Raw genomic sequence first — 9,024 nt, forward strand, 5'->3', positions numbered from 1 at the left:
ATTAATGACGGTGTATTGTCTGTTAATGAAAGTGAGGCAGAAGTTGTTAAATTGATTTTTCATAAGTACGTAAATGAGGGTAAAGGTACGCATATTGTTGCACGGGAACTTTACGAAGATGGCATAAAACCGCCTAAATCAAGTAAAGATTTTTGGAGCAGTACGATGATTTTAAATATCTTACGTAATGAAAAGTATGTAGGTGATTTACTGCAAAAAAAGTATGTCACGAAAGATTATCTTACACATCATAAAGTTATAAACGAAAGTGAGGATAAAATATATATTGAAAATCATCATGAGGGGATAATCAGCCGTAAAATGTGGAATATGGCACAGGCTGAATTGCAAAGGCGAAGTGTGGATAAAAGCACTAAGAAAAAGTATTCCAACCGATATTGGTGCAGCGGTAAGATAATTTGTTCCGAATGTGGTTCAAGGTTTGTGATACGTAAATCAAAAAAGAAAAGCGGTATCTACATAACGTGGGCTTGTCATGAAAGAACGGCTCATGGAAATAAAAAGCTTGATAAAAATAATAATCAAGTCGGCTGCAATATGCGTACCGTAAACAATAAGTCGCTTTTGACTTGTATGAAGTTTATAACCGAACAGCTTGATGTGGATATTAATAATATTGCCGACGATATATTGAATGAGATTAATAATTCGGCTGATACGTCGGAAGATAATACGCAAAATCTGACGTTACAGATACAGGATATACAAAATAAAAAAATGCGTATGCTGGACAGTTATTATAGCGGTGACATAAACAAAGACGAAATGACTGCTCTTAAAGATAAGTATGATAAAGAGATTGAGAAAATCAATGCTATTTTGCAGAAACAACAGAACAACCAAACCGCTATACAGGAAAGACAGAACAATACAGATGAGTTGCGTGATATAATAATCAATGCAGTTTGCTCCGAAAATGTGTACGGAGAGATTGTCGATAAAATTATTGTGTATGATGATTATATGCTTGTGAAACTGAAATATATAGATTTTGCTTTTAAAATTAAATACTCAACTCACGGTTATATGGAAAAGTATACGACTGTTATTGAAAGTTGTGAGATTGTTTCTTTTTGAGGAGGCAGATGATGTTTATTGATTATAATAATATTAATGAGTTAATTGAATATATGATCTGTTTTTATATCCCCAAAATCAATACCTATATCACCAATGCCGTAGGGACGGCATTTTTTATTGAAAGTTCTTCGCGTTTAAGGTAGTCGCGATATGCGATATGGTTATCTTCGAGTGCTTTTTGAAAATTAGGTTGTATTTGTCCGCCGAACACCAAAGCGGACGGGTTTATTTCGCTCAGAAAAGCATCAATAATCATCGGTTCTTTTGCGTAAGGCGAGTTAATTGTATTGCCGTCAAAGGTTACGGGTACAGGCAAAATTACTATATCTGCACTCAAAACCAAATCTTTATCAGTTTCACATTCAAGTGTTTCAAGCTGTATATCTTTATCAAAGCCGTATAGAAAAACGTGATACCCTTCAGCTTTCAAAAGCTTTGCAACAGTAAGTTGTCTTAAATCACCGCCTATAACAGAAACATTTTCAAACATAGTGTATCCTCCTTATATAGTTTTCTCTGCTGTATATAATATGTAAGTTGAAGTTGTTTTGTTATTAACGCGTGCTATTTAAAAATTATCTTACACATTTAAGTTGGATTTTACAAACCGACTTTTTATTTTACATTTATTTAAGTATATTCAGATAGTGGATTTTACATAAGAGGTCTATAATAAACTCATAAAGTAAAAAGGAGATAAGAAAAATGAAGAAAAGAAATTTATTGGCAGGAATATTAGTAGGCGTTATGGCTATGACAGCCCTTGCAGGTTGCGGAGAAACAACACAATCACCGCAGTCATCAACTTCGACAACATCATCGTCATCTGATTTTAAAGCAGACAGTGACATCACAGTTGTATCAAGAGAAAACGGCAGTGGTACAAGAGGCGCATTCATAGAACTTATGGGAATAGAGGAAAAAGGTGCAGACGGCACAAAGACTGACAAGACAACAAACGAGGCAGTAATCGCAAACAAGACTGACGTTATGCTTACAAACGTTGCGGGTGACGAATACGGTATCGGTTATGTATCGCTTGGCTCACTTTCATCAAGCGTCAAGGCAGTCAAAGTTGACGGAGTAGAGGCAACAGCCGAAAACGTAAAGAACGGTACATACAAGGTTGCAAGACCTTTTAATATAGCAACAAAATCTGATATTTCAGATGTTGCACAAGACTTTATCGACTATATCCTATCAAGTGAGGGACAGGAAATAGTTTCAGACGGATATATTAAAATCAACGATGATGCTCAACCGTATGCAGGTTCAAAGCCGGCAGGCAAAATCGTTGTAGCAGGTTCATCTTCGGTATCACCTGTAATGGAAAAGCTTAAAGAGGCTTATCTAAAAGTCAATACAAATGCAGAAATAGAACTTCAAACAAGTGACTCAACTGCCGGTATGACAGGTGCAATGGAAGGTACTTGCGACATCGGTATGGCGTCAAGAGAATTAAAAGACAGTGAAAGCGCTGCATTGACAGCAACACCGATTGCACTTGACGGTATTGCGGTAATTGTAAATCCTCAAAATCCGACAGACGATATGTCAACAGAGGATATAAAGGACATCTTTACAGGTACAAAGACAATGTGGAGTGAAATAGCATGAGAAAATACAAAGAGAAGATAATGGGCGGCGTATTTTTCACCGCTGCCCTTACTTCAATACTTGCCGTATTGCTGATATGCGTATTCCTTTTTGCAAACGGAATACCTGCAATGGGTAAGGTAGGACTTTTCAAATTCCTTGCGGGTACTAACTGGGCTCCGACAGATAGTCCTGCGTCATTCGGAATCTTCCCGATGATTTTGGGAAGTATATATGTGACCGCCGGTGCAATCGTTATTGGTGTACCGGTAGGTATCCTGACATCAATATTTATGTCGAGATATTGTCCAAAACCCTTATATAAAATCCTCAAACCTGCTACGGAGCTTTTAGCAGGTATTCCTTCGATAGTATACGGCTTTTTCGGACTTGTGGTGCTTGTTCCGTTCGTAAAAACGGTTTTCGGCGGAAACGGAAACAGTATGCTTACAGCCTCGATTTTGCTTGGAATAATGATTTTGCCGACAATTATCGGTGTATCGGAAAGTGCGATAAGAAGTGTACCCGAAAGCTATTATGAGGGTGCGTTGGCACTCGGTGCAACAAAGGAAAGAAGTATATTTACAGTTATATTACCTGCGGCAAAATCGGGAATACTTGCAGGAGTTATTCTTGGTATAGGCCGTGCGATTGGTGAAACAATGGCGGTAATTATGGTTGCCGGTAATCAGGCGAGAATGCCGTCAAGCATTTTAAAAGGTGTCAGAACTTTGACTTCAAATATCGTAATCGAAATGGGTTATGCGGCAGATTTACACCGTGAAGTGCTTATTGCAACGGGTGTTGTGTTGTTTGTGTTTATACTTCTTATCAACATATCATTTAGTATCATAAAGGGAAGGAACAAGCAATGAAACATTTAGGCTCAAAAATATTAAAGGGAACAGTAATCCTTGCAAGCTGTTTGACGTTTGGTGTATTACTGTTTTTGATTGCGTACATATTGATAAAGGGGTTGCCTAATTTAAGCCCTAAATTGTTCAGCTTACATTACACAACCGAAAACGTATCAATGTTACCGGCGATAATAAACACGATTGAAATGACGCTCTGTTCGCTTATAGTTGCAGTACCGCTCGGAATATGTACTGCTATATACCTTGTTGAATACGCGAAAAAGGGCAACAAGGTTGTAGGTATTATAAGGCTTACCGCCGAAACGCTTTCGGGAATACCGTCAATCGTATATGGTTTGTTCGGAATGTTGTTCTTTGTAACATATTTAAAGTGGGGATATTCAATACTTGCCGGTGCGGCAACGTTGGCAATAATGGTACTTCCGCTTATTATGAGAACAACAGAAGAGGCACTTCTTGCAGTATCCGATTCATATCGTGAGGCAAGCTTCGGAGTCGGTGCAGGCAAGCTTAGAACTGTGTTTAAAATTGTTCTTCCGGCTGCAATGCCGGGTATATTGTCAGGCGTTATCCTTGCAATAGGAAGAATTGTCGGTGAAACGGCGGCGCTTATTTATACGGCAGGTACTGTTGCGGAGGTTTCAAAAGGACTTCTGTCATCGGGACGTACACTTGCAATACATATGTATGTACTGTCAAGCGAGGGCTTGTACACAAATCAAGCATATGCAACGGCGGTTGTATTGTTGATATTTGTGTTGATAATTAACTTTATATCATCACTTGTTGCGAAGAAGTTTGCAGCAAAGGATTGATGATATAGAAAGGAATGGAATTTTAAAGTGAAATTTGATATAAAGAATTTACATTTGCATTACGGTGATTTCCACGCTTTAAAAGGGATAGATATGCAGATTCCCGAAAATAAAGTTACGGCATTTATAGGCCCGTCGGGGTGTGGTAAGTCTACGTTTTTAAAAACGCTAAACAGAATGAATGACCTTGTAGAGGGTTGTAAGATTGACGGAACGGTTTTGCTTGACGGTAAAAATGTTTACGGCGATATTGAAGTGAATGAACTTCGCAGACGTGTAGGTATGGTGTTTCAAAAGCCTAATCCGTTTCCTATGAGTATATATGATAATATCGCATACGGTCCGAGAACACATGGAATTAAGGCGAAAAGCAAGCTTGACGAAATAGTTGAGCGTTCGTTAAAACAGGCGGCTATATGGGACGAAACAAAGGATAGATTAAAGAAAAGTGCACTTGGTATGTCGGGCGGTCAGCAACAAAGACTTTGTATTGCAAGAGCACTTGCGGTAGAACCGGAAGTGTTGCTTATGGATGAACCGACTTCGGCACTTGACCCTATATCCACATCTAAAATTGAGGACTTGGTGTGGGAGCTTAAGGATAAGTACACTATAATTATGGTTACGCACAATATGCAGCAAGCCGCAAGAGTTTCGGATAAAACAGCATTTTTCTTGCTTGGTGAGGCAGTGGAATTTGACGATACACAAAAGATTTTCTCAAAACCAAAAGATAAAAGAACCGAAGATTACATAACAGGGAGGTTTGGATAATGAGAGATGAATTTGAAAGACAGTTGGCGCTTCTCAATGAAGAACTTACTACAATGGGCGGACTTATTGAAAGTGCAATCGCAAATGCGGTAAAGGCACTTGACGGTGACGAACATTCGATAAATAAAGCGTATGACTATGAAAAGTCGATAGATAATAAAGAACGTGAGATTGAAAGTCTTTCTTTGAAATTGCTTTTGACTCAACAGCCTGTTGCAAGTGATTTAAGACTTATTTCAGCCGCACTTAAAATGATAACCGATATGGAACGTATCGGAGATCAGGCGGAGGATATAGCCGAAATTGCGGCAACCGCAAAAAAGAAGATGTTGAAAAAATCAAAGCATATTCAACGTATGGCGGCGGCAACTATTGATATGGTCAATAAGAGCGTTGAGGCGTTTATTAAAAAGGATTTGCTTATCGCAGAAGAAGTTTCTCATAATGATGATGTTGTTGACGCATTGTTTGAAGAAATCGTCAATGACCTTGTGGATATTATTAAAAAAGATGAGGGGACTTCCGAAGTGCTTGATATGCTTATGGTTGCAAAGTATTTTGAAAGAATCGGCGACCATGCGGTTAATATCGCCGAGTGGGTGCAGTTCTCTATTACAGGCGAACATAAAAGACTATAATCTGTTTTCGGTTTTCCCATTCTCGCCGATTACAGTTTATATATAAAGTCGGGTAACCGACTTTTTTTCTTGTGCGGAAATATTAAAAGTGATATAATAGTATAATAATGCTAAAGGGTGGAATGTATGCACAAAGTAAATGTTAAAGGGATTTTATCGGCGAAAAACGGAATGAATATATACAGAGGTTGCTTGCATGGGTGTATTTATTGTGATTCAAGAAGTTTGTGTTATCAGATGAATCATAAATTTGAAGATATTGAGGTTAAGGCTAATGCAGTGGAATTGTTGGAAAATGCACTCAGAAGAAAGAGAAACAAGTGTATGATTGGAACAGGTGCAATGTCTGATCCGTATATGCCAATAGAAGAAAAACTCGGTAATATGCGAAAGTGTCTTGAAGTGATTGAAAGGTATGGTTTCGGTGTGACAATGATTACTAAATCGACAAAAGTTCTTCGTGATCTTGATTTGTTAAAGAAGATAAATGAAAAATCAAAATGTGTCGTACAGATGACGCTTACCACATATGATGAGGATTTGTGCCGCATTGTTGAGCCGAATGTTGAAACTACATATGAGAGATTTCGTGCACTTGAAATATTGCGTGATAACGGTATACCGACTGTTGTGTGGCTTTGCCCGATATTGCCTTTTATAAATGATACCGAAGAAAATATTAGGGGAATACTTGATTATTGTGTCAGAGCAAAAGTGAAGGGGATTATTAATTTTGATATGGGTGTTACGTTGCGTGACGGTAATAGAGAGTATTTCTATAAAAAACTCGATGAACATTTTCCGGGACTTAAAGAAAAATATATCAGAATGTACGGAAACAGCTATCAGCTTTCATCTCCGAACAGCAGACAACTTAATATGATTTATAAAAGCGAATGTATTAAAAACGGTATTATGTGTGACGTGAATGAATGCTTTGAGTATTTGAATAAGTATGAAGATAAATATGGTGGCGAACAAATCAGCTTGATATAAAGTTGTTTGTAGTGTTGACAAAATGAATGAATAGATATATAATAAATATAGAAAAAAGGTAAGACCTCAAACGGTTATACCCTGAAATTAGTTATTACAATAACCGCAATCTTGGTAGGAGGGCGGTTATTGTGCTTTTATAGAGAAAATTATTAAAAATATGATAATTTCTAAAATTGCTGTGAGCAATTTCTTCGCCATATGTAGCAATATGCTTACTTTTCATAAGCATTCCCCCTTTCATAAACTCAGCATAACAGCCTGTGAATATAAAAGAGAGTATAACCGCCGGTGAAAACACCGTTAAGAGGTCTTACCTATATCGGAATGATCCAACAATGATATTATATAGCAAAAAAATACACAATTCAACAAAGTATACAAAACGAAATACAAATGTAAATGAGCGCACAAAAAAACGGCATTATCGAATGCCGTTTTTTGTATACTTAAAAACTTATCTTTGTACACGACCTGAGCCGTCGCCGCCTGCAAGAGTTTCAACTTCTTCTCTTGTAACAAGGTTAAAGTCACCAGGGATTGTGTGCTTAAGAGCTGATGCCGCAACACCGAATTCAAGAGCATCCTTGAAGTTCTTACCGTCAACAAAACCGCAGATTGTACCGCCGGCAAAGCTATCGCCGCCGCCTACACGGTCAACGATTGGACGAATTCTGTATTCTCTTGAATGATAGAATTCATCATCTTCGCTTGAGTAAATGCAAGCTGACCAACCGTTATCAGAAGCTGACTTAGAAACTCTAAGTGATGAAATAACATACTTAAATCCGAACTTAGCAACCATCTGCTTGAAAATGCTTTCGTAACCTGCAAGGTTAAGTTCACCGCTTGTTACGTCTGTGTTTTCAGGCTTGAAACCAAGAACTTTATCTGCATCTTCTTCGTTACCGATACAAACATCAACATATTGCATAAGGTTTGACATAACCTTTTGAGCTTTTTCGCTTGTCCAAAGCTTCTTTCTGAAGTTAAGGTCACAAGAAACTGTTACGCCGTGAGCCTTGGCAGCTTTACAAGCAGCCTCTGTAAGTTCAGCGGCAGCGTCTGAAACAGCAGGTGTAATACCTGTGAAGTGGAACCAGTCAGCACCTTCAAAGATTTCGTCAAAATCGAAATCAGAAATGCTTGCTGTTGCGATTGATGAGTTAGCTCTGTCATATGTAACGTTTGAAGGTCTCATTGACGCACCTGTTTCAAGGAAGTAGATACCAAGTCTGTCGCCGCCCTTAGCGATGTGCTTTGTTTCAACACCGTATTTTCTTAGTGCCGCAACTGCGCAAGCGCCGATTGGGTTTTCAGGAACTTTTGTAACAAATTCAGCGTCGTGACCGTAGTTTGCAAGTGAAACTGCAACGTTTGCTTCACCGCCGCCGTAGTTTATGTCAAACTGTGTAGCTTGAATATATTTTTGATTTCCAGGGGTTGAAAGTCTAAGCATGATTTCACCCATTGTAACAACTTTTGCCATTATATAAATCTCCTTTAATTATAAATTACTTGTTAAGTTCTGCTCTTGCAGCCTTGATATTTGCAATAAATTCTTTAGCTGTTTCGGTAATTGCGTTGTAGTCGCCTGTCTTAGCACCCTTTGTAAGTGATGAACCTGCACCTACTGCAACAACGCCTGCCTTAATCCAATCAGCAACGTTATCCTTGTCAACGCCGCCTGTAGGCATCATTTGAGCCTGAGGAAGAGGACCCTTAATATCCTTTATAATCTTAGGACCGTATAGATCTGCAGGGAATATCTTAACGATGTCAGCACCTGCCTCCATAGCTGTGATAACTTCTGTAATTGTAGCACAACCAGGCATATAAGGTACTCTGTAACGGTTACAAAGCTTAGCTGTTTCTGCATTGAAAGCAGGGCTTACGATAAAGTTTGCACCTGCCAAGATAGCCATTCTTGCTGTTTCAGGATCAAGAACAGTACCTGCACCAAGCATCATTTCGCCGTTTGAATATTTTTCAGCCAAAGCAGCAATAACCTTGTCGGCACCCGGAACTGTAAATGTAAGTTCGATACCTGTACAACCGCCTGCAAGACAAGCGTCTGAAATTTTAATTGCTTCTTCAGCATTGTTAGCTCTTACAACTGCAACAAGACCACAGTCAGTTAGCTTTTTAAGCACATCTTCTTTTAACATTGGAAAAAACCCTCCTAAAATATTTTACTGTATATAATTTTATCACAAACCTTTACGA

10 protein-coding genes are annotated in these 9,024 nt (G+C 38.4%); 7 read left to right on the forward strand and 3 right to left on the reverse strand.

Going from position 1 to position 9,024, the window contains the following annotated elements:
• The coding region (locus tag ACLTU0_RS08880) for a recombinase family protein (RefSeq protein ID WP_412322100.1) at positions 1–1,098 on the forward strand (1,098 nt) is incomplete at its 5' end.
• A gap of 85 nt (positions 1,099–1,183) precedes the next feature.
• On the opposite strand, the gene ACLTU0_RS08885 is transcribed toward ACLTU0_RS08880, so the two are convergent.
• On the reverse strand, positions 1,184–1,591 hold the full coding sequence (locus ACLTU0_RS08885) for a dipicolinate synthase subunit DpsA (RefSeq protein ID WP_412322102.1): 408 nt from the start codon (positions 1,589–1,591) through the stop codon (positions 1,184–1,186).
• A 215-nt stretch (positions 1,592–1,806) separates the two neighbouring features.
• Between ACLTU0_RS08885 and ACLTU0_RS08890 the strand changes: the two genes are divergently transcribed.
• The 6 genes from ACLTU0_RS08890 (at position 1,807) to ACLTU0_RS08915 (ending at position 6,798) form a co-directional block, all read left to right on the forward strand.
• The gene (locus ACLTU0_RS08890; RefSeq protein ID WP_412322103.1) at positions 1,807–2,718 is read left to right on the forward strand and encodes a substrate-binding domain-containing protein; all 912 of its coding nucleotides are present in this window, start codon (positions 1,807–1,809) and stop codon (positions 2,716–2,718) included.
• Positions 2,715–3,572, forward strand: a complete 858-nt coding sequence (pstC, locus tag ACLTU0_RS08895; protein ID WP_117968909.1) for a phosphate ABC transporter permease subunit PstC — start codon at positions 2,715–2,717, stop codon at positions 3,570–3,572. Before ACLTU0_RS08890 ends, pstC begins: the two co-directional genes overlap by 4 nt.
• Positions 3,569–4,390 carry a phosphate ABC transporter permease PstA gene (gene pstA, locus ACLTU0_RS08900; RefSeq protein WP_022228990.1) on the forward strand — a complete coding sequence of 274 codons (822 nt, stop codon included), beginning with the start codon at positions 3,569–3,571 and terminating at the stop codon, positions 4,388–4,390. The genes pstC and pstA overlap by 4 nt, the downstream gene beginning before the upstream one ends.
• Positions 4,391–4,417: 27 nt before the next feature.
• On the forward strand, positions 4,418–5,164 hold the full coding sequence (pstB, locus tag ACLTU0_RS08905; protein WP_022228991.1) for a phosphate ABC transporter ATP-binding protein PstB: 747 nt from the start codon (positions 4,418–4,420) through the stop codon (positions 5,162–5,164).
• Complete coding sequence (gene phoU / locus ACLTU0_RS08910; RefSeq protein ID WP_022228992.1) at positions 5,164–5,802, forward strand: phosphate signaling complex protein PhoU; 639 nt, start codon at positions 5,164–5,166, stop codon at positions 5,800–5,802. The genes pstB and phoU overlap by 1 nt, the downstream gene beginning before the upstream one ends.
• Before the next feature lie 126 nt (positions 5,803–5,928).
• Positions 5,929–6,798: an SPL family radical SAM protein gene (locus ACLTU0_RS08915; RefSeq protein ID WP_412322105.1), complete on the forward strand. Its 870-nt coding sequence runs from the start codon at positions 5,929–5,931 to the stop codon at positions 6,796–6,798.
• 457 nt (positions 6,799–7,255) lie between these two features.
• On the opposite strand, the gene ACLTU0_RS08920 is transcribed toward ACLTU0_RS08915, so the two are convergent.
• Positions 7,256–8,287, reverse strand: coding sequence for a sugar kinase (locus ACLTU0_RS08920; RefSeq protein ID WP_022228994.1), 1,032 nt, complete (start codon positions 8,285–8,287; stop codon positions 7,256–7,258).
• A gap of 25 nt (positions 8,288–8,312) precedes the next feature.
• Positions 8,313–8,966 (reverse strand): bifunctional 4-hydroxy-2-oxoglutarate aldolase/2-dehydro-3-deoxy-phosphogluconate aldolase, encoded by a 654-nt coding sequence (locus ACLTU0_RS08925; RefSeq protein WP_022228995.1) that lies wholly within the window; start codon positions 8,964–8,966, stop codon positions 8,313–8,315.
• Positions 8,967–9,024 lie beyond the last annotated feature (58 nt).

Origin of the sequence: Hominilimicola sp., assembly GCF_046972485.1 — a bacterium.
Lineage (GTDB): Bacteria > Bacillota > Clostridia > UBA1381 > UBA1381 > Hominilimicola > Hominilimicola fabiformis.

What these genes read in the sequence shown, in the direction of transcription:
- ACLTU0_RS08885 (WP_412322102.1), bottom strand. Translation starts at nt 1,591, where the DNA reads ATGTTTGAAAATGTTTCTGTTATAGGCGGTGATTTAAGACAACTTACT.
- ACLTU0_RS08890 (WP_412322103.1), top strand. Translation starts at nt 1,807, where the DNA reads ATGAAGAAAAGAAATTTATTGGCAGGAATATTAGTAGGCGTTATGGCT.
- pstC (WP_117968909.1), top strand. Translation starts at nt 2,715, where the DNA reads ATGAGAAAATACAAAGAGAAGATAATGGGCGGCGTATTTTTCACCGCT.
- pstA (WP_022228990.1), top strand. Translation starts at nt 3,569, where the DNA reads ATGAAACATTTAGGCTCAAAAATATTAAAGGGAACAGTAATCCTTGCA.
- phoU (WP_022228992.1), top strand. Translation starts at nt 5,164, where the DNA reads ATGAGAGATGAATTTGAAAGACAGTTGGCGCTTCTCAATGAAGAACTT.
- ACLTU0_RS08915 (WP_412322105.1), top strand. Translation starts at nt 5,929, where the DNA reads ATGCACAAAGTAAATGTTAAAGGGATTTTATCGGCGAAAAACGGAATG.
- ACLTU0_RS08920 (WP_022228994.1), bottom strand. Translation starts at nt 8,287, where the DNA reads ATGGCAAAAGTTGTTACAATGGGTGAAATCATGCTTAGACTTTCAACC.
- ACLTU0_RS08925 (WP_022228995.1), bottom strand. Translation starts at nt 8,966, where the DNA reads ATGTTAAAAGAAGATGTGCTTAAAAAGCTAACTGACTGTGGTCTTGTT.